We start from the raw sequence: 18,105 nt of genomic DNA on the forward strand, positions 1-18,105 counted from the left end.
TTAAACAACTTTAAAGAGCTTTACTACAATATGATTTGTAGCCAGGCTCTTATATTTTTAGATCAGAATTAAATAACTTTATTATCACTTTACAATTGAACATAAATAACGTTAAAAAAGGAAGCAAAGAAATACATTCTAGCTTCCTTTTTTATTGGAACGATTATGGGATCAATAAAATCTTCCCTGTGCTTTTTCGGCTCTCTAATAATTCATGAGCACGGGCACCATCTTGTAAAGAGAATGTAGTAGAACTTGCGATCTTTAATTTTTCGGTCGCAATCCATTCGAATAATTGAGAGGAGCGTTCTATTCTCTCTTCATAAGATGTAAGCACGTTCCAAAGGTCTCCGCCAGTTAAAGTTTTCGAAGTATCCATAAGCATACGTGGATCAACTGGCGCAGGATTACCGCCGGCCATTCCGTAAAATACGACAGTACCGCCAGTTTTAGTAGCATTAAAACTCTCCTCTAATGTAGAACCTACTGATTCATATACAACATTTACTCCATCACCATTTGTTATTTCAACTACTTTTGTATGCCATGCTTCCGTATATAAAAAAACGTGATCAGCACCAGCTAATGTAGCTATCTTTGCTTTTTCTTTTGATGACGTTAGGCCGATTACTTTTCCGCCTAGTAGTTTAATTATTTGAATAAGAAGTTGCCCAACACCACCAGCTGCAGCGTGTACTAAAGCTATATCACCTTGTTTTATTTCATAGCTATCTTTCGTTAAATAATGTGCGGTTAGACCTTGCAATAAGACAGAAGCGGCTGTTTCAAAAGAGATAGAATCTAAAAGCTTAATTGCTTTCTCAGACGGAACAGCAACTAGCTCTGCATTTGCAAATGGGACATCAGCAAATGCAATACGATCTCCAGGATTAATATTCGTAACGTCAGTTCCTACTTTTTCAACAATGCCAGCCCCTTCATAACCTAATATAAAAGGCGGGGTACCAGCGAGATGATAATCACCGCGGCGTCTATAAATGTCGGCGAAATTTAAACCGATTGCTTTCGTGCGGACAATAATTTCATTTGGATTTATGATTGGATCATTTAGTTCTTTATATTGTAGTACATCCGGATTTCCGAACTGTTCGAAACAAAGTGCTTTCATATGGAATACCTCCATTTTTATTGTTTGTAGATGCTCTTTATCATACAATACAAATATCAATAGACAAAGAGGATTATTTCGATGAAATCAATCGGGAATATCGATTGAAAAGAGGGACGATAAATGGAGATAAAACAATTAATTACATTTAAAGTAGCGGCGGATACTTTGAATTTTACACAAACTGCGAAGAAATTAAACTTTGCTCAATCGAGTGTGACAGCGCAAATTAAAACGTTAGAAGCTGAGTTAGGTACGCCGTTATTTGAAAGATTAGGAAAACGCCTTTTCTTAACTGAAGCAGGTAGGAAGTTTCAACTATATGCCGACAAGATGATTGCGCTCAGCAACGAAGCAAAAATGGCTGTGAAAGATGATGAAGAAATAGCAGGTACGTTAATAATCGGTGCGCAAGAGAGTCAATGTACATATAGACTTCCTTCTATATTAAAGAAGTTTAAAGCACAATTTCCTCAAATAAAACTTATATTTAAACCGGCACATTCCAATAAAGATGCGAAGGAACAATTGATGGAGGGAAAAGTCGATCTTGCATTTATTTTGGACGAATGTAAAACAGAAGATACTTTACATGTGGAGCCGCTTATGAAAGAAGAATTAAAAATAGTAGCTGCTTCAGGGCATCATTTACTCGAGAAAGCTTCCATTTCTACAAAAGATTTAGAAAGTGAGACGTTGTTGCTAACAGAGCTAGGGTGCTCGTACCGGACTTTATTTGAAGAGCTACTTCGTACAGAAGATGTGTATCCAGCAAATAAAATTGAGTTCGTTAGTGTCGAAGCAATTAAACAATGTGTTATTGCAGATTTAGGAATAGCTGTGTTACCAGCAATAGTAGTAGAAAAAGATATACGAGAAGGGATGATAAAAGAGTTACATTTAGAAAATGAAATCTCACCGATTTATACACAAATTGCTTGGCATAAAGATAAATGGATGACAGCGCCACTGCAGCAATTTATTGATGTAACGAGGGAGTTTTTTACAACAGATTAAGTGGAGAAATATTTATTTTATATAAAAGAAAAAATGGCAATTTTGTATAAAGAACCGATGCTTGCATGTAACAAGTATCGGTTCTTTTATGTTTTAAATAAAGGATGCTATAAAATGTGTATTTCTCAACTTTTTTTCTTAGACGGTTACGTAAGTTTCTTCGTATATTCCAATAATCATAAGGAAATTTACAACGTTTAGTCGTTTCCGTAAGATGCCTCTAGGAAGCATGAAAGGAGGGGCGTACATAGGGGATAGATTGTCTTTATTATACGTACTTATTTTGAGGGAGGAAATTGAAAATGTTTAAAAAGTTAATGAAAGTATGTGTATTAAGTGTAGCGAGTGTAGGGCTATTATTTAGTTTCCAAGGAAGTACATTTGCTGCTACTGATTTAAGTAGTTACTATGACGGGAAAAATCCAGCAACAACGAAAGTATACGGAGGTAGTACAACGTGTGATGCAGATGGATTTAATGCAAAGTCTACAGCTGTGTATGAAGGGAGTAAAAAAGTAGGGACAGTGTATTTACGTTACAGCAATAAATGTCATGCAGCTTGGGCTAAGTTTGTTTTAGATCAACCAGCACCAGCTGTGTCTGGAGGAGTGTATGCGTACGCTGTTGTGAATAAATACAAAAATGGTGTATTTCAAAAATCAGTCACTTCTAATCAGGGAAACGGTACAATAAAAACAGGTCAAACGAGCACGTATACAGGAATGGTATTTGATTTAACTGCTGATTTCGGATACACAGCAGATGCTGAGGCGGTTACGTTTAATAACGGTTATGGAAAAACAGGACGCTATTAAAAAGGAGTGGAATACTTTGAAACTTTTAAAAAAGCTAAGCGCATGTTTTTGTCTATCATTGCTCGTTTTAACTAGTGTGTTTAGTACGACTGGTAATGATAAAGCATATGCAGAAGATCATTCGTATGATGGAAAAAGTCCGTATTACAATAGCTGTGACCAATCAGCAGTAACGAAAGAAAAGAAATGGATTGATTCCAATTCTTATGTGGAATTAAAATTTAGCACGACGTGTAAGACAGCGTGGGCAAAAGTTACTGTAACCCGCCCAGCAGTATATAATAATGAAGCTGATGCAAGAATTGTAAGAAAAACAGATGGAAAGGCATACACTTGCGGCAGTGCTGGAGGAAATGGTGTTGTAAATAAAGGGCAAACATCATGCTATACGCCAATGGTATATGATTTAGATCCAAGAAAGGCACAGGCGCAGGGGAAACATGCCATTCCGAATAGTGATGCATATAATTATGCGGAGACTATTTGGTATTGATGAGGAAATGGAGAATGTAAGATAGAATATTTTAAGAGCATGTTTTGAGTGGTTTTCAAAGCATGCTCGAATTGTATTCATTCTAATTTTTTTAGTAATCATGGACCATTGAATTAACTAAGGTCTGTATCAGGAGGAGTATATCCAAGATGCCTAGCCATTGATACAATTTGTCCTTTATGATGAAATTCATGTGTTTCTGTATGAGTTAAAAGCCATAGTGGTGTTGTACTCCAAGGTTCTTTTTGCCACTTTACTTCATTTGCTATATTTTCGAGCCAACGGTCATTGTATTCATCTAAAAAACGTTGTACAGTCTCATCTACTAACTTAAATCTAGCACGGACTTTTTCCACATCTGCATGCTCAATTTTATAATCACTAGCGAATGAAAAATCTGCTCGTTTTTGTTTGAATGCGAATGATCCAAGCCAGTATCGATAGCAATCGGCTACATGAATATGTGTCTTTATAATGCCACCGCTCCCGAAATTCGGAACAGTGCTATGTAATTTTTCTAGTGGGATTTCTTCCAAAAATGAAAATAGAGTTTCTCTTGTAGAGCTAATAAGATTATATTGTTGTTTTAAAATATGTAACATGTAAGTACACTCCTCTTTTATTTACATAGTAAGTAATTCTATATTTACGAGGAGGGAACCTTTTTATTATTTTTAATAAGCATATTAGATGTATTTCTTATTTATTTCTGATAGATTAAACAAGGTAAAACTTTAATGAATTGAACATTCTTAGTTCATAATTAATTGTACATCAAGAAGGGGAACGATAACATGAATAGACTAGTGGGTTTAAAACAATTTGAAATAACGCGCGGGGCATTACTTAAATTTATGGAGACGCTAGATGATAAAATTGCAGATACGCAGCCAGAGGGTTTTAACAATACAATTCGTTGGCATATTGGTCACGTGTTAACAGCAGCAGAAGTTTTCATGTTTGGAAAAGAATTCAAACAATTACCAACTGAATATCCAGGTATGTTTGGATATGGATCAAGACCATCTAAATGGAAAACAGAAGGACCATCATTAGAAGTGTTAACGACTCAATTAAAAGAACAAGCAAAGCGTATTAACGAAATGCCAGCAGAAGCATTTGAAAATAAACTACCAGAGCCGTTTTTAGGATTGGAAACTGTTGGTGAGCTTTACGGTATGATGCTTTATCATGAAGCTGATCATATTGGGCAAATGAAGGCGATGGAACGTATTATTAAAGCTCTTTAGTCTTAATTGCATATAACAAGCAATACAGTTGTAATGTTAAATAATATATACAAAAAAGGTAGATAAATTATTATCTACCTTTTTTGTATAACTTCTTGAAGGATTAGAGAATTTTATAATTTTTTAGGTTGTGATTATTAATTGTAGTATTCCTAAATATGGAATATAAGTATAATGATAGAGAAGAACTAGAAATAGGGGTGAATACTATGATTACATTAGAGCAAAAGTTAGAGCAATATAAACATACATATGTACAGTTAAAGGGAGAACTAAAATGGAAAACGAGTGATTCTCGAACAGGAATGATGATTGCTGCTATGTATGCAGGTAGTGATAAATTGTTTAATCTCGAACGTTTTTTAGAAATTAGTAGTTATATTAAGAATCAAGTAGGGATGTTTTCATACTTAAAGTCTTATCATCGTTTTGTAGTGGCCGCAACATTAGATATTCACTTTACAGATTACAAGAAAGCTTTTCGGACGTTTTTAGATTTATATGAACAATTGGTCACTAGTGGCTTTAGCCGGAGTATATTTACTTATCTCGCAGCAGCTGTGCTTTTAACAGAAGAAAATGAACAGCATGGCGCGCACATTCAGCGTTCGATGCAAGTATATAAACGCATGAAAAAGGATCACCTCTTTCTTACAAGTACAAATGATTATCCGCTCGCGGTTTTATTAGCAGGACAATCAGAGAATGTAGAAACACTTATGGATCGTGTAGAACGTCTGTATCAGAAACTAGCGAAAGCTGGTTTGCGTAAAGGGAATGATCTTCAGTTTTTAAGTCATATTCTTTCACTAAAGAAGGATGTCCGTGAAGAAATGTTAGTTGCAACATGTACAAACATATGGAATTTGTTAAAACAAGAAAAGGTAAAAGTGAAACAGATGCATTATCCAGCAATCGGGCTACTAGCGTTACTTGAAGATGGAGAAAAAGAGATTTATGCTATTAAAGCGTTGATTGAAAAACTGCAGGGGGAGAAATTATTCCGTTGGCATACAGATACGAATATTCTTATTGCTATTCAACTGTTCGTAAGTCAGAAAGGTGAGGAAAGTAAAGCTACCAACACAGGTTTACAAACTATGATAGAAGTCCTCATACAAGCACAACAAGCAGCTATGATGGCAACGATTGCCGCTTCATCTGCAGCAACATCTTCTGCTAGTAGTAGCTCATAATATGTAACTACTTTAATAAGGAAGGTAAAAAAGCCCATCACTTTCTAATGAGTGATGGGCTAACTATTTTTACATAATCAGCATTATTTTTTCGACTCTTTCAAATGTTTGAGTTGTGTAACAATCATAATGCTAATAACAACGAGTAAAAACCATGAACTAATTTTGCTTAAGTGAACGAGATTCCACGCTTCCCGTTGATTTGGATATTGCCATGCTCCGAAAAATGTTGCGATGTTCTCTGCAATCCAAATGAAGAATCCGATAAGGAAAAAGGAGAGAACGAGTGGCATTGTATATGTAACGCCTTGTAATGAAAATTGTACAAATGTGCGAGAGAAAACAATGAATAGTAGTAAAGTTAATATCCATCTAAAATCGTATGTAAAGTGGTGTGTGAAAAAATTGAAGTAAATCATAGCTCCTAACGGCACGGCAAAAATAGCTTTCGGCCAATGATGCATTTTTAAATGCAACCTTCTCCACGCTTGGCATATGTAACTTGCGACACTTGCGTACATAAAGCCGCTGTAAAGTGGAACTCCAAAAATCTTTGAATACGCCTCTTCAGGATAACTCCATGAACCGAAATGAACTTTATATATTTCTAGTAAAAGGCCGATGAGGTGAAAGACAGTAATTACTTTTAATTCGTCTTTCGTCTCAAGTCCAGTCTTGTACATAATCCACTGCATAAGAAGACATGCAATGAGTATGAAATCATAGCGATATAACCCTGGAATAGAAACGATTTTTGAAAGGGCTAGTGTTAAGAAAATAACGACTGGGAATAAGCAAGATAATGCTTGCTCGTAAGTGAAGTGTAGTAGTTGTTTTATATATAACATTGGGTCACCTTCGGTATTTTTATTTGAAAACTCGAAATAATGATTAAGTATACTACACTTTTAAAAATAAGCTAGTAGTCTATTTTGTGTGTATTTGTAATTTTTGGAAGGGAATTGTAATAAGTATTTTAATATTTAGCGAAGTGAAAAAATAGTTTGCTATTTAAAAAAAGTGGCGATATAATATCTAAATGAAAATGATAATTATTATCAATAATAATTACAAATAAAAAATAATTATAAAAAACAACTGAATATAAAGGATGAAATGAAACATGTTACATAAGTCTACTGTACATGCTGGTAATAACCGCTGGATACATATTAAGTTCATATGTTTCATGAGCTTAACAATTTTATGTTTAATTGGATCTATATTTTTAGCCATTTCATTTGGTGCAAAAGATATTCATTTACAAACGGTGTGGGCAGCGGTTTTGGATTACAACCCGAAACTAACACAGCACCAAATTATTTATGAATTAAGGCTCCCGAGAGTAATTGGTGCAGCAGTTGTAGGGGCAGCTTTTGCGGTTGCTGGTGCTGTTATGCAAGGTGTAACACGAAATCCTTTAGCTGATGCAGGTGTACTCGGAATAAATGCAGGTGCGATGTTTGTAGTAGCACTTAGTTTTGCTTTTTTCCCACATATGCCGTATTCCTATTTAATGATTGTTTCCTTTATTGGAGCTGTCTTAAGTACAGTACTTATCTTTGTTATTGGATCAGCAACATCAGGCGGGTTAACACCAATGAGGTTAACGATTGCTGGAGCGGTTATGGCAGCGCTTTTACATTCATTAAGTTCAGGTGTTGCGATTTATTATGATTTAAGCCAAGATTTAGCGTTTTGGTATGCTGGTGGTGTTGCAGGGATTAAGTGGGAACACTTGAAATTTTTAGTCCCTATTATTCTTATAACGATTATTTTTGCGACAATGCTAGGGAGATCAATTTCACTCATATCAATGGGAGATGATGTTGCTACAAATTTAGGAGTGAAAACGAACCGAACGAGAATACTAGGGATGATTATAGTAGTTATTCTGGCAGGTGTTTCTGTTTCAGCTGTTGGTTCTATCGGATTTGTAGGACTAGTTATCCCGCACATTGCTAGAAAATTAGTTGGTGTTAATTATCGACTCATTATTCCTATGTCAGCATTATTAGGAGCTATGTTATTAGTTGTAGCTGACCTAGGAGCAAGAGCAGTAAACCCTCCTAAAGAACTTGCGATAGGAATTATGGTAGCTCTTGTTGGAGTTCCGTTCTTCCTCTATATAGCACGTAAAGTTGGGAGGGAGCTATAAGTGAAGGGTCTTATTAACACAGATAAAAAAAGAGCCATTACTGTAACTACAATATTCGGTTGTATTGGTATCGCTGTCATTTTACTTAGCTTAAATACAGGGACACTTAGTATTGCACCGCTCAAAGTAATTCAAACGCTTTTCGGTTATGGTGATTTTGAAAGTGCAACCGTGCTATACGATTATCGTATGCCAAGAATTATAATCACAATGTTAGCTGGTATTGGCCTTGGGATTTCCGGTGCGATTTTACAAGGATTATCACGTAACGCACTTGCAGACCCTGGTATTTTAGGACTGCATTCAGGTGCATCTTTCGGGCTAATTATATTTGTTACTTTCTTTCATTCTATTAATGAGAATGCATCGATTTTAATACCGTTATTTACATTTGGTGGGGGAATACTAGCTGCATTTTTAATTATTATACTTGCGAGTGATCGATCAAAAGGTTTACTTCCCATTAGACTTATTCTCGTTGGTATTGCTGTTTCAGCTGGATTTAGTGCGATTTCGTTATTTTTCTCTCTCAAGTTAAATGATGAGACATATACATTCGCTTCCAGATGGTTAGTTGGTAACGTGTGGGGAAGGGATTGGATTCATGTCCTTGCATTATTACCTTGGATTTTCATACTAACCCCGTATGCATGGCTAAAATCTAAAACGTTAAATGCATTGTCACTAGGTGATAGTGTAGCAGCAGGACTTGGTGTTTCTGTTCAAAAAGAACGGTTATTACTTTTAGCTACAGCGGTTGGATTATCTTGCGCAAGTGTATCGATGGCAGGAGGGATTGGTTTTATCGGTTTAGTTGCTCCGCATATCGCAAGGAAGTTAGTAGGTACTACATATCAACACTTTCTTCCTTTAGCTGGCATTATCGGAATGATTATTTTAGTGCTAGCAGATACGATAGGTCGTTCTATATTTGAGCCAAACTCTATTCCAGCTGGTGTAGTAGTGGCAGCTTTAGGAGCACCGTATTTTCTTTATTTACTTACAAAAACAAAATAAATACTTCAAAGAGGAGAACATATGAAAAAGAAACTTACTATTTTATTTAGCATGATGTGTATTTTAGTATTAGCAGCATGTGGTCAAACGAAAGCTAATGAAGAGGCAACGAAAAAAACGGAAAAAAGTAATGACCCAAAAATTGCTTCAATGTCTATTCATTTAACGAATGATTTACTTGCATTAGGAATTACACCAGTAGGTTCTGTTATTGGTGGAGATTTAAAAGATTTCTTACCGCACGCTAAAGAGAAGTTGAAAGATACGAAGAAGCTTGGTGTTGTAACAGATCCGAATATGGAAGCGTTACTTCAATTAAAGCCAACTGACATTTATGTTGATGAAAAATATGCTGGTAAAGATGTAGCGAAATACGAAAAAATTGCAAAAACACATTCTTTCAATTTAGATGAAGGTACGTGGAGAGATCATTTAAAACAAGTTGGTAAACTTGTAAACCGTGAGAAAGAAGCAGATAAATATATTCAAGATTACGAAGAGCAATCAAAACGAGTAAAAGGTTTAATAGATAAAGAGCTAGGTAATAACGAAAAAGTAATGGCAATTCGCGTTACTGCAAAAGAATTGCGTGTATTTAGTACGAAAAGACCGATGGGACCAATTTTATTCCAAGACTTAGGGTTACAGCCTGCAAATGGTGTAGAGAAAATTGATGGAAACCGCCCTTTCGAAGTCATTTCACAAGAAGTATTACCTGACTTTGATGCAGATGCTATTTTCGTTGTTGTAAATAGAGACGATAAGGCAAAAGCTGCATTTAAACAACTTCAAGAAACACCAATTTGGAAAGACTTAAAAGCTGTTAAAGAAAAGCACATATACATTATTAATGACCAACCATGGCTAGACTATTCTGCTTTAGGTAACAAAATGGCAATGGATGAAGCGGAGAAAATGTTTACGAAATAATATCGATTCGATGTTAGGAAGATCCTCTGAATTTTGAGGGTCTTTTTTATTGTTAGAATAAATAAAAAAATATACAATAAATTTAATTTAATGCAGAGGAGATGTGCCGATGTCAGCACTTATTGTAAGTATCCCGTTTATAAAGCAGTTTATGGAAATAGGGGATAAATAGGCTAGAATAATTATCCCCATTATTTAATAAAGGGGAGTTTGAAATGACAATGAATCTTTTTCAAAATAAAACGATTAAATTATCAGTTATGAGAGAAGCAGATGCTGAAGTAATGGCTATGTGGCAGGAAGATAGTGAGTATTTAAGAAATGTTGATACAGATGTAGCATTCCCGGAATCTTTACAGGAAATAGCGAGTGATGGGCTATTAAAGGGACGAAAATCGAATAGTGTTTCTTTCATGTTAAGGACAGTTCAAGAAAATCGCTTAATTGGTTTTGTTGCAATTCATGGCATAGAGTGGAATAACAGAACGGGTTTATTAGCTATTGGTATAGGAGATGCGAATGATAGGGGGAAGGGATATGGAAGAGAAGCGATCTATCTTATCTTAAAATATGCTTTCTATGAATTGAATTTACACCGCATCGGTCTCGATGTTATTTCGTATAATAAACCTGCCATTGCATTGTATAAAAAGATGGGTTTTCAAATGGAAGGCTGTATGAGAGAAGCGGTTCAAAGAGATGGGAAGTGTTTTGACCGTATGATTATGGGGATATTGCGGGATGAATGGATAGAGCTGCAAGGTTAGAAAGTACATTCGAAATTATATATGTAGTATGCAGGAGATATAATGGTAATTGGCGAAAATTTACAGTGTGTTGATTGAATTTATAAGGAGTCATGCAAAATGAATTTAGAAAAGGCAAAACCAGTAAATGAAGAGGTCGCCGAATTAAAAGAACTTATTAAAGAGTTACACGGAAGTGTGCACCAACTTCAAAGTGAAGTGCAGCAACTAAGGCACGAAAGACCAGTTGTTGAAGTGAGAAAAGGTGTTCAATTATCACCAACAATTGTCGGACAAATTGGTGGTATGATTTTAGGTGGTTTAGCAATTATCGGTATATTTTGGTGATGAAAAAAGGTTTGCAGCACGAATGCTGCAAACCTTTTGTATTTGACGATATAATTTCATGCAATACAACTTTTACATTAAATAACGTAAATATATATAAGCATGTGATAACAAGAGTGCAACAATAGTTAATGGTAAACCAATTTTTAAGAAGTCCATATAAGAGAAGCCATGTCCTTCACGTTTTGCAATACCAGCAACGACTACGTTTGCAGATGCACCGATTAGTGTTCCATTTCCTCCTAAGCAAGCTCCAAGAGATAACGCCCACCATAGTACTTCGATTTGCGGAGAATCGACAGATAGTCCGAGTCCTGTAGCTAAGTCTTGAATAAGAGGAATCATCGTTGCGACAAATGGGATGTTGTCGATTGTCGCAGATGCGATGCCAGATACCCATAAAATAAGTATAGCTGCGAATCCGATGTCACCATTTGTTACGTCGATTACTTCTCTTGCAAGTGAAGAGATAAGTCCGATATCAATTAACCCGCCAACGAGAACAAATAATCCGGCGAAGAAGAAAATGGTTACCCATTCAACATGGGCAAATACATCTTCAATATCATGTTCTTTCACGCCGATTAACATAAGAAGTGTAGCGCCTGTCATCGCGATAACAGCAGCGTCTACATGAATAATCGAATGAAGTACGAAGCCTAAAATAGTTAGTCCTAAAATCGAAATAGATTTTAAAAGGAGGCTTTGATCTTTAATGTAATCTTTTTCGTTTAATGCCATTAGTTTTTCGATTTGTTCAGGTGTTGTTTTTAGTTTGTTACGATACATGAAGTAAATAATGCCAAGTGTCACGATAGAAATAATAATTACGATTGGAGCTAAGTTAAGTAAAAAGGCGTTAAAGTCTAAATGCTTGTTTGCTGATCCAATCATAATATTAGGTGGATCACCGATTAATGTTGCTGTTCCGCCTATATTTGAAAACAGCACTTCTGAAATCAAATAAGGCACAGGATTTACTTTTAAAATACGTGTAATGGATAATGTAACAGGAACGATTAATAAAACAGTCGTTACATTGTCCAAAAATGCTGATCCGACAGCAGTTAATAGGGATAGTAATAATAAAATGCGAATCGGTTTTCCACCAGCTGCTTTTGCCGCTTTAATGGCCACAAATTCAAAGACGCCTGATTGACTCGTAATATGTACGAGAATCATCATCCCAATTAAAAGGGTAATCGTTTCCCATTGAATATGTGATGTGAAAGCAGTATGTAAATCTACAACTCCAAAAATAATCATAATAGCAGCACCGAATAGTGCGATTACAGCACGATTCAATTTCTCAGAAATAATAAATCCGTACGTGATTAAAAATACGGCAATTGCAAAATAATATTGCCAATTTGCTACTTCATGTGCTGACTGTTCCAATCATGTCACCTTCTTTAAATTATGTATTCAATTGTCGAAATGTATCTCGCTGTAATAATACGGGATAAAATATATTGTAGCAAATTCAAAAAAGAAAGAAAACTATTTAACAAAGTGAAGGAAAAAATGTATTTTTTACATATCATATAAAAAATATAAAAAACACAGTGCAAATTATTAGGAAAAGTGAGCGTTGTCCTCTAATATAGAGATAGCAATTTACATTATTTTTGCGTAAAATGGTTTAAAGAGGTGAATTCCGATGGAAATAGTAAAAGATAGTTCTCTTATTCAAAATGAAATTGAACGTTTTGTAAATAAAGATGTATATATTCATTTAGAAACGACAAACGGAGCGTATGCATCACACATAAATGAAAAGATGATGACAGTTGGTGCTTTCATTCGAAATGCGATTATCCGTTTTGAACGCGGGAAGATAACTGGAACAAATCCATATCGAGTTGGTCTGAAAATGGATCACGGTTGGGTATATGCTGAAGGTATTACGCACTGGGAAGTAGACGATCAAGAGCGTTTATTACTAGCTGGACATGATAATTTAGGTCGCTTAGCAGTTGCACTTGAGTTAAGCTTAACACCATTTAAGTAAGAAGGAGGGAAACTTATGGAGAGACATGTACTTGTTGTATTTCCGCATCCAGATGATGAAGCATATGCTGCGGGAGGAACAATTCGCTTATTAACAGATCAAGGAGTACCTGTAACGTATGCATGTGGTACTCTAGGACAAATGGGACGTAACATGGGTAAGAACGTATTCGCTAACCGTGAAACGATTCCACATATCCGTAAGAAAGAATTGAAAGATGCTTGTGAAGCGATGGGTATTAAAGATTTAAGAATGCTTGGCTTCCATGATAAAACGTTAGAATTTGAAGATGTTGATTTCGTTGCTGATAAAATTGAAGCAATCATTCAAGAAGTAAATCCATCTCGAATTATTACATTTTATCCAGAACACGGTGTACATCCAGATCATAATGCATTTGGCCGCGCTGTCGTTCGCGCTGTATCACGTATGCCAAAAGAAGAGCGCCCAGTTATCCATGCTGTTGCGATTACGAAAAATCGTGAGGCAGTATTAGGAGAACCGGATGTTGTAAATAACATTAGTGAAGTATTTGATCATAAATTAACTGCATTAGGTGCGCACCGTTCACAAACAGAAGCAATGCTTGAAGACACGCATGCAAAAATAAAAAACAAAGATGCAGCAACATTAAAATGGCTGCAACTTGAACAGTTTTGGACTTATAAATGGGAGTAGGCTAGAAGGATACCTTCTAGTTACTCTTACATAGAAAAGCGCCGTCACTTGTGATGGTGCTTTTTTTTATTGAAGACTATATATTTCTTAGGGGGGCTTCAAAATTTTTAAATTAACGTGCAGTATAGCCTCCATCAACAAGAAGTGTTGTACCGTTAACAAAACTAGCATCATCACTTGCTAAAAATAAGACAGCTTTAGCGACTTCTTCTGGTGTTCCAAGTCTGCCTTGTGGATGAAGTGAAGCTAAATATTCTTTTTGTTCAGGATTAACACTACCGAGTAAAGGGGTGTCAATATAACCAGGGCACACCGCATTAATACGTATTCCATATTTAGCGTAGGCAGTACATAAATTTTGAGTTAATAGTTTCACACCACCTTTTGCAGAGGAGTATGCTGTTGGGGTAGGTAATGAAACAAAACTATGAATCGAACCAGCGTTAACGATGACACCACCTGTACCTTGTTTAAGGAATTGTTCAATCGAATATTTATTAGAAAGGAATACCCCAGACAAATTAATATCAATAGTCCTTTTCCATTTTTCATAGGATAATTCGTTTGCTGGTGCATCATCAGCAACGCCGGCATTGGCATACATAATATCTAATTTACCGTATGTACTTACTGTCTCATGAATTAGCTGTTTAATATCTGCCTCTTTTGTTACATCAGTTTTAATAAATAAAGTATTATATCCATGTGCATTCAATTCATCTGATAGTTCTTTTCCACGTTCAGAAAAGTCAGCAATAACTACTTTTGCACCTTCTTCGATAAAAAGACGAACAGTAGATTCGCCAATTCCACTTGCACCACCAGTTATGATTGCTACTTTGTCTTTCAATTTCATATAAACCTCTCCATTCATCAATGAATTTAAGCCGAATTTTAAAATCTGGTTATGTCACTATTAACCTTAAATAGTAAGTAGATAGAAGAAAAAGCTCGCGTTTACTTAATTGTGAGAGTGCTATTTTTTCTTTAGTGTACTTTTTGATACAGTTATGGACGAAAATATTAATTTGGTCAATCTTATCATTAGATTGAATATTCAGTAAAGTATTCTTGAATAGAGTGAGTGCTGAAGTTAAACTACTAATCTACATAGATAGAACGAGAGAGACTACATATAGTTGCTCTTTTTATTTTATTAATTAACAAATTTTCAAATTTGCTGATGATGTAGTGGACTTAAATAATTCACTTGTTTTTAAATTGAATCAAAAATAAAAACAGTAAAAATAAAACGCTTAATAATAATTATTTATTGAAAAACAATAAATAAAATGATATTATCAAATTGAAAATTAGTAAGAGAGGTGCTTTTTATAAAATGTAAAACGAATATTATGTATTAAAAAGAAATTGATGTAAATTAGAGAAATTATATATATTAATAGAGAAATAAAAAAGGGAGTTAGAGCATGATTAATAAAACAGTAAAGAAAGTTATCTTGATTGCAGGTGGTTTGTATATTACATATTTAGTAGGTGTAGTTATTTTAGCGGAATCTATACCGTATCCTACATCTCAACAACTTAAAGAAGCCGAAAGAGTAGTTGAACGCTATGTAGGTGAAAATAATGGAGTAAAAATGATAAATACATCTAGCAGCTTCACGGCTGAGATGTTCAATCATACAATTCATATTGAAGGAAATTCAAAAGAAAATCCGGAACAATTATATCGAATGAATTTAGATCAAGTTTCTAATGAAAGTGAAAAAATAACCGAAAAATCGATAAATACAGTTTGTAAATCAAATGATGGAGGAAAGAATTTTACGTGTGCTGATACTGAATAGCTAAAAGTAGGATCCGTAGCAGCATAGTAACAGTTGATAACCATTACTCTAGTTAAATAGGAAAAAGCCTCGCAGGGGGGCGAGGCTTTAAACAGGGTATTAAAAATTATCGATTCATTAAGAATAACTTCTTTTGAATAAGCTAATTTTAGCATGATAACTTATCTATATGTGTTACGAATTTATGAACAAAAAATCAATGATAAAAATACAGAAAAGACAATAATTTATTTGGAATCTGTATCATTACATAAAGTTTGAGTGAAAAAGAAAGTATACTTTTGTATTGAGGAATAAAGATATAGTCTGCCTACGGAAATAGGCAGGCTATTTTTTTATAAAGAAAAGACAACTTGAGGTAGAGTCCGTGTTAAGAAATAAGATCGTTCAAAAGATAAAGATATTGTATTGAAACACGTCATTATTCGTGGAATAAGTTATATTTTTGATAAAAAATCTTTAAAAAGCATTATAATCCCTAGAAGAGATAAGACTTCAATTGAAAACCAAAATACACTTTTTTGAGGTTTTTTAAACTCCATTAGTATGGAGAAAAATAAAAAGATAGCAATGAGAAATATAATTAAGAGACGAAGTATATCAAACATAAATAGCACTCCTAATAGTTAATTTGTTTTACTATATAGTTATTTCCAATATTACAGAATGTAAGAAGCGACTTATCAATATTAAAGCAAAAAGTTCTCAGAAGCTATGAATTAAAAATAAAAATTTTTTTGAATCACTGAGCACAGGGGGATTATCTATTAATTAGCTTGGTGATTGAAAGAGTAATTTTTTAATCTCTTAAATGTCCGATTGGTTTAACTAAATAATCAGCGGGGAATGGACAAACCACCTACTGATTAGAATTTCACTTTATTTGTTTTCTTTTTTATCTAAATCCTTAGAATTGATATTTAGTAGTGATTTATAAGAAACATATATTTTGAATTATTTAATAGAATAATATATATTTATATTGATTTAGTGATTTTAGTTTGTTAAAAATGGGGAAATCGATATGAAAGTTAAATTTGCCGTAATAAAAGATGAGAATTTTGATTGTAGTATATTGGAAACAAAATTATTGAAAACTTTTAAAGAAGTAGATTGTGAAGCAGATATTGTAAAGGTTGAGGATGAAATTTTTGAAAACAATGATATACAAACGCATTTATCAGAAATAACCATTCATGTTACTGGAAAAAATATTGGATATAGATCCGTTTCAGCCAGTATATTTATTGTTCTAGAGAGTTTATCAATACAGCTATTTCGTATTCATATTAGTATACTTTAAGCAGTTCAAAAAGTGGATTCTTCAGAAAATCATACTGATTATATTGAGTTGTAAATATGAAAACAATAGAAATTATCGTAGGTGCTCCCGAATGGTGGATTGCACCTTGTTTGTTGTTAAATAAACAAGGGATTCCTTTTCTAATTTTAATATATCTTAACGCTAATTTATAAATAGAAAAATGGAAACATGTGAGTAATTCAATTAGATTGTACAAATAATTTGGTACGCAGATATACGCAATGTATTCACAGGTAAGAGGGTTGTCTCATAATATATATAGATTTTTCTATTAAGATGAATAGAGGGTGTGGATATATGGAAGATGTTTACGCTAAAATTGACAGTTTAAAAGCGGAGCAAAAAGAAATTATGAGAGACATTCGTAATTTAGAAACGCGTACCACTATTAATGAAAAAGACATAGCAACAATCAATAAGCAATTAGAAAAAATAAGTACAAACACTACTTGGATTTTGCGAATTATTATTAGTGCGATAATAATGTCAGTTTTAGGATTGATATTAAAAGGGATGATTTAAAAGAAAGAGGGGAGCTCCCTCTTTCTTTTATGTAAATGAGAAACTATAAATTTTCCGTTTCCTTTTCGTCTGCATACTTATCCTCTAAGGAAATTAATAGAGGGATTGATATAGTTACAAGAATGATTAAAGTGGTGATAAAAGATTTAGAAAGAGAAAAAGAACCTTCAATTAAAGGTGATAAAAACTTGAATGAAAGTATACTTGTTATGAAGGAAATTACTAAAAAGCTCAAAAGAGATATATTTTTATTCTTTATAGATGTCTCTATAAAGTCTTTAACACAGGTTATTACGACAAATATAGTTAATATGATAAGAGAAACAAAATAATGTGTTAAATTCGTCATACTAATAGTAGGATCGTCTATTATGTAAGCAAGTAACTTAGATACTAATATTCCTCCAAACAATAAAATAATAAAAGCAAGTAATCCTTCCAATATATAAGTGCTGAAATTGTCTTTCTTGTTAAAGAGTTTATAGTTTAGAGTAAATTGGGTTATTTGAATTAGGAATAGGGTAATAATCCATACATAATATACAAATGGTAATTCTCCTGAGAATAGAGAAATTAGAAAGTTTACTACTGTCCTTAAAATTTCAATCATTACGAAAGTCCTCCTGTTTGTAAGCTTGTGACATTAAAATATGCTAGTCT

21 protein-coding genes are annotated in these 18,105 nt (G+C 34.0%); 15 read left to right on the top strand and 6 right to left on the bottom strand.

Features of this window, described 5'->3' with window-relative positions; all coding sequences use genetic code 11:
- Window positions 1-163 precede the first annotated feature (163 nt).
- Window positions 164-1,129, bottom strand: a complete 966-nt coding sequence (locus tag AU379_RS06950) for a quinone oxidoreductase (protein WP_000645243.1) — start codon at window positions 1,127-1,129, stop codon at window positions 164-166.
- Between the two features lie 123 nt (window positions 1,130-1,252).
- Here AU379_RS06950 and AU379_RS06955 point away from each other — a divergent pair, with 123 nt between their 5' ends.
- The 3 genes from AU379_RS06955 to AU379_RS06965 all read left to right on the top strand — a co-directional run bounded on the left by AU379_RS06955 (window position 1,253) and on the right by AU379_RS06965 (window position 3,454).
- Entirely contained in the window at window positions 1,253-2,146 is an 894-nt protein-coding gene (locus AU379_RS06955; RefSeq protein WP_000403877.1) for a LysR family transcriptional regulator, read from the top strand.
- Window positions 2,147-2,448: 302 nt separating this feature from the next.
- Window positions 2,449-2,961, top strand: a complete 513-nt coding sequence (locus tag AU379_RS06960; protein WP_000473746.1) for a YjfA family protein — start codon at window positions 2,449-2,451, stop codon at window positions 2,959-2,961.
- A gap of 16 nt (window positions 2,962-2,977) precedes the next feature.
- On the top strand, window positions 2,978-3,454 hold the full coding sequence (locus AU379_RS06965) for a DUF2690 domain-containing protein (protein WP_000771044.1): 477 nt from the start codon (window positions 2,978-2,980) through the stop codon (window positions 3,452-3,454).
- Window positions 3,455-3,567: 113 nt separating this feature from the next.
- Here AU379_RS06965 and AU379_RS06970 read toward each other — a convergent pair whose 3' ends face one another.
- Window positions 3,568-4,056 carry a DinB family protein gene (locus AU379_RS06970; RefSeq protein ID WP_000902395.1) on the bottom strand — a complete coding sequence of 163 codons (489 nt, stop codon included), beginning with the start codon at window positions 4,054-4,056 and terminating at the stop codon, window positions 3,568-3,570.
- 192 nt (window positions 4,057-4,248) lie between these two features.
- Between AU379_RS06970 and AU379_RS06975 the strand changes: the two genes are divergently transcribed.
- Window positions 4,249-4,704, top strand: coding sequence for a DinB family protein (locus AU379_RS06975; RefSeq protein WP_001081117.1), 456 nt, complete (start codon window positions 4,249-4,251; stop codon window positions 4,702-4,704).
- A 158-nt stretch (window positions 4,705-4,862) separates the two neighbouring features.
- Window positions 4,863-5,900: a DUF4003 domain-containing protein gene (locus AU379_RS06980; RefSeq protein WP_025966623.1), complete on the top strand. Its 1,038-nt coding sequence runs from the start codon at window positions 4,863-4,865 to the stop codon at window positions 5,898-5,900.
- Between the two features lie 83 nt (window positions 5,901-5,983).
- Here AU379_RS06980 and AU379_RS06985 read toward each other — a convergent pair whose 3' ends face one another.
- Window positions 5,984-6,748 carry a DUF817 domain-containing protein gene (locus AU379_RS06985; protein WP_000965751.1) on the bottom strand — a complete coding sequence of 255 codons (765 nt, stop codon included), beginning with the start codon at window positions 6,746-6,748 and terminating at the stop codon, window positions 5,984-5,986.
- 275 nt (window positions 6,749-7,023) lie between these two features.
- Between AU379_RS06985 and AU379_RS06990 the strand changes: the two genes are divergently transcribed.
- The 5 genes from AU379_RS06990 to AU379_RS07010 all read left to right on the top strand — a co-directional run bounded on the left by AU379_RS06990 (window position 7,024) and on the right by AU379_RS07010 (window position 11,099).
- A complete protein-coding gene (locus AU379_RS06990; RefSeq protein WP_061139049.1) occupies window positions 7,024-8,058 on the top strand; it encodes an iron ABC transporter permease in 1,035 nt (344 codons plus the stop codon).
- Window positions 8,059-9,075 (top strand): iron ABC transporter permease, encoded by a 1,017-nt coding sequence (locus AU379_RS06995; RefSeq protein ID WP_000677264.1) that lies wholly within the window; start codon window positions 8,059-8,061, stop codon window positions 9,073-9,075.
- Between the two features lie 21 nt (window positions 9,076-9,096).
- Window positions 9,097-10,005: an iron-hydroxamate ABC transporter substrate-binding protein gene (locus tag AU379_RS07000; RefSeq protein WP_061139050.1), complete on the top strand. Its 909-nt coding sequence runs from the start codon at window positions 9,097-9,099 to the stop codon at window positions 10,003-10,005.
- A 215-nt stretch (window positions 10,006-10,220) separates the two neighbouring features.
- On the top strand, window positions 10,221-10,772 hold the full coding sequence (locus AU379_RS07005; protein ID WP_061139051.1) for a GNAT family protein: 552 nt from the start codon (window positions 10,221-10,223) through the stop codon (window positions 10,770-10,772).
- A gap of 99 nt (window positions 10,773-10,871) precedes the next feature.
- Window positions 10,872-11,099, top strand: a complete 228-nt coding sequence (locus AU379_RS07010; protein ID WP_001047304.1) for a hypothetical protein — start codon at window positions 10,872-10,874, stop codon at window positions 11,097-11,099.
- A 72-nt stretch (window positions 11,100-11,171) separates the two neighbouring features.
- Here the strand turns inward: AU379_RS07010 and AU379_RS07015 are convergent, their stop codons facing one another.
- Window positions 11,172-12,497: an ArsB/NhaD family transporter gene (locus AU379_RS07015; RefSeq protein ID WP_000437992.1), complete on the bottom strand. Its 1,326-nt coding sequence runs from the start codon at window positions 12,495-12,497 to the stop codon at window positions 11,172-11,174.
- A 262-nt stretch (window positions 12,498-12,759) separates the two neighbouring features.
- On the opposite strand from AU379_RS07015, the gene AU379_RS07020 reads away from it, so the two are divergent.
- The gene (locus AU379_RS07020) at window positions 12,760-13,110 is read left to right on the top strand and encodes a YojF family protein (protein WP_000407045.1); all 351 of its coding nucleotides are present in this window, start codon (window positions 12,760-12,762) and stop codon (window positions 13,108-13,110) included.
- 15 nt (window positions 13,111-13,125) lie between these two features.
- Window positions 13,126-13,788 (top strand): bacillithiol biosynthesis deacetylase BshB2, encoded by a 663-nt coding sequence (gene bshB2, locus AU379_RS07025; RefSeq protein WP_000439483.1) that lies wholly within the window; start codon window positions 13,126-13,128, stop codon window positions 13,786-13,788.
- 112 nt (window positions 13,789-13,900) lie between these two features.
- On the opposite strand, the gene AU379_RS07030 is transcribed toward bshB2, so the two are convergent.
- Window positions 13,901-14,644, bottom strand: a complete 744-nt coding sequence (locus tag AU379_RS07030; RefSeq protein ID WP_000768020.1) for a glucose 1-dehydrogenase — start codon at window positions 14,642-14,644, stop codon at window positions 13,901-13,903.
- Between the two features lie 574 nt (window positions 14,645-15,218).
- Here AU379_RS07030 and AU379_RS07035 point away from each other — a divergent pair.
- From AU379_RS07035 to AU379_RS07045, 3 genes are all read left to right on the top strand, one after another.
- Window positions 15,219-15,599 (top strand): hypothetical protein, encoded by a 381-nt coding sequence (locus AU379_RS07035; protein ID WP_000608950.1) that lies wholly within the window; start codon window positions 15,219-15,221, stop codon window positions 15,597-15,599.
- Window positions 15,600-16,623: 1,024 nt separating this feature from the next.
- The gene (locus tag AU379_RS07040) at window positions 16,624-16,902 is read left to right on the top strand and encodes a hypothetical protein (protein ID WP_000865000.1); all 279 of its coding nucleotides are present in this window, start codon (window positions 16,624-16,626) and stop codon (window positions 16,900-16,902) included.
- A 318-nt stretch (window positions 16,903-17,220) separates the two neighbouring features.
- A complete protein-coding gene (locus AU379_RS07045; RefSeq protein ID WP_000390462.1) occupies window positions 17,221-17,445 on the top strand; it encodes a hemolysin XhlA family protein in 225 nt (74 codons plus the stop codon).
- Between the two features lie 43 nt (window positions 17,446-17,488).
- Here AU379_RS07045 and AU379_RS07050 read toward each other — a convergent pair whose 3' ends face one another.
- On the bottom strand, window positions 17,489-18,055 hold the full coding sequence (locus AU379_RS07050) for a DUF5823 family protein (RefSeq protein ID WP_061139052.1): 567 nt from the start codon (window positions 18,053-18,055) through the stop codon (window positions 17,489-17,491).
- Window positions 18,056-18,105 lie beyond the last annotated feature (50 nt).

The organism is Bacillus sp. JH7, assembly GCF_001563515.1.
In the GTDB taxonomy this organism is placed as follows: Bacteria; Bacillota; Bacilli; order Bacillales; family Bacillaceae_G; genus Bacillus_A; species Bacillus_A cereus.

Excerpts from the sequence above, each read along its gene's own strand:
- AU379_RS06970 (WP_000902395.1), bottom strand. The coding sequence starts at position 4,056 with ATGTTACATATTTTAAAACAACAATATAATCTTATTAGCTCTACAAGA.
- AU379_RS07005 (WP_061139051.1), top strand. The coding sequence starts at position 10,221 with ATGACAATGAATCTTTTTCAAAATAAAACGATTAAATTATCAGTTATG.
- AU379_RS07050 (WP_061139052.1), bottom strand. The coding sequence starts at position 18,055 with ATGATTGAAATTTTAAGGACAGTAGTAAACTTTCTAATTTCTCTATTC.
- AU379_RS07020 (WP_000407045.1), top strand. The coding sequence starts at position 12,760 with ATGGAAATAGTAAAAGATAGTTCTCTTATTCAAAATGAAATTGAACGT.
- AU379_RS07030 (WP_000768020.1), bottom strand. The coding sequence starts at position 14,644 with ATGAAATTGAAAGACAAAGTAGCAATCATAACTGGTGGTGCAAGTGGA.
- bshB2 (WP_000439483.1), top strand. The coding sequence starts at position 13,126 with ATGGAGAGACATGTACTTGTTGTATTTCCGCATCCAGATGATGAAGCA.
- AU379_RS07010 (WP_001047304.1), top strand. The coding sequence starts at position 10,872 with ATGAATTTAGAAAAGGCAAAACCAGTAAATGAAGAGGTCGCCGAATTA.
- AU379_RS06955 (WP_000403877.1), top strand. The coding sequence starts at position 1,253 with ATGGAGATAAAACAATTAATTACATTTAAAGTAGCGGCGGATACTTTG.
- AU379_RS07035 (WP_000608950.1), top strand. The coding sequence starts at position 15,219 with ATGATTAATAAAACAGTAAAGAAAGTTATCTTGATTGCAGGTGGTTTG.
- AU379_RS07045 (WP_000390462.1), top strand. The coding sequence starts at position 17,221 with ATGGAAGATGTTTACGCTAAAATTGACAGTTTAAAAGCGGAGCAAAAA.
- AU379_RS06980 (WP_025966623.1), top strand. The coding sequence starts at position 4,863 with ATGGAATATAAGTATAATGATAGAGAAGAACTAGAAATAGGGGTGAAT.
- AU379_RS06950 (WP_000645243.1), bottom strand. The coding sequence starts at position 1,129 with ATGAAAGCACTTTGTTTCGAACAGTTCGGAAATCCGGATGTACTACAA.
- AU379_RS07000 (WP_061139050.1), top strand. The coding sequence starts at position 9,097 with ATGAAAAAGAAACTTACTATTTTATTTAGCATGATGTGTATTTTAGTA.
- AU379_RS06990 (WP_061139049.1), top strand. The coding sequence starts at position 7,024 with ATGTTACATAAGTCTACTGTACATGCTGGTAATAACCGCTGGATACAT.
- AU379_RS06975 (WP_001081117.1), top strand. The coding sequence starts at position 4,249 with ATGAATAGACTAGTGGGTTTAAAACAATTTGAAATAACGCGCGGGGCA.
- AU379_RS06960 (WP_000473746.1), top strand. The coding sequence starts at position 2,449 with ATGTTTAAAAAGTTAATGAAAGTATGTGTATTAAGTGTAGCGAGTGTA.
- AU379_RS06985 (WP_000965751.1), bottom strand. The coding sequence starts at position 6,748 with ATGTTATATATAAAACAACTACTACACTTCACTTACGAGCAAGCATTA.
- AU379_RS07040 (WP_000865000.1), top strand. The coding sequence starts at position 16,624 with ATGAAAGTTAAATTTGCCGTAATAAAAGATGAGAATTTTGATTGTAGT.